This window comes from Borrelia persica No12 (assembly GCF_000500045.1).
Lineage (GTDB): Bacteria > Spirochaetota > Spirochaetia > Borreliales > Borreliaceae > Borrelia > Borrelia persica.
In genome coordinates, this window is the sequence record NZ_AYOT01000194.1 from 1 (window position 1) to 832 (window position 832).

The 832-nt window shown below is 29.1% G+C and carries 1 protein-coding gene and 1 pseudogene; one reads left to right on the forward strand and one right to left on the reverse strand.

Translation table 11 applies throughout. The features are described 5' to 3' along the window. Nucleotides 1-251 (forward strand): annotated as a pseudogene (locus U881_RS12870) (hypothetical protein); the annotation flags it as partial. 71 nt (nucleotides 252-322) lie between these two features. Here U881_RS12870 and bdr read toward each other — a convergent pair. Beyond that, nucleotides 323-832, reverse strand: a 510-nt coding sequence (gene bdr, locus U881_RS13375) for a Bdr family repetitive protein (RefSeq protein ID WP_024653797.1), incomplete at its 5' end; no start/stop codon positions are given.

Here is an 832-nt window from a genome sequence, read left to right on the forward strand (position 1 = left end):
ATACAGATTATAAGGAAATTTTACTTAGCAATTTAGAAAGGAAGGTTGTTGAGGAACCTAAGGTTGAGATAGAGGAACCTAGGGGTGATTTGCCATTAGAAGGTGATGAATCTATTGTTGATTCATCAGTGAAGGGTGATGATTCTAAGGTTGATTTGTCGTTTTCTGGTGAAGAAGAAGTTGGGAAGGAGCAACAACAAGCTAAGCGAGTTAAGGTTTCTAAAAAGCCTAAATTAGCAACAAGTGTTTAAGAATTATATGTGAATTATTATTTCCATATTTGTATATTATAGAATTAGTAATTCACATTTACTTATTATATCTACTTAAATATAAGAGTTAATAAAATTCCTATACATATGGTAATAATAGTGCCAAGCATCCAATTATGTAATCTTAGTGTACTCTTAAGTTCTGTTTTATTGGTATCAATTTTATTATCAAGATCTTTGATATCCGATTTTAATTCGCTTCTAACATTATCAATTTTATTATCAAGTTCAGTGAATTTGGTATCAATTTTTACATTTAAGTTATTCTCAATTGTATTTATTTTATTATCAAGTTCAGTGAATTTGGTATCAATTTTATTATCAAGTTCAGTGAATTTGGTATCAATTTTATTATCAAGTTCAGTTTTAACAGCTAAAATTTCGCCTTTTAGTACTTTTTCTAGCATTTCGAGTTTGATATCGAAGTTTTCTTTGAGATATTCGATATCTTTGTGCGTGAGTTCGTTTCTGTAATATCTAAAAGACAAATCTTTAGCCACATCTTTATCCATCCCAACTTTAACGAGCTCAGAAAGTACCATTTTTTGAGTTATGATTGG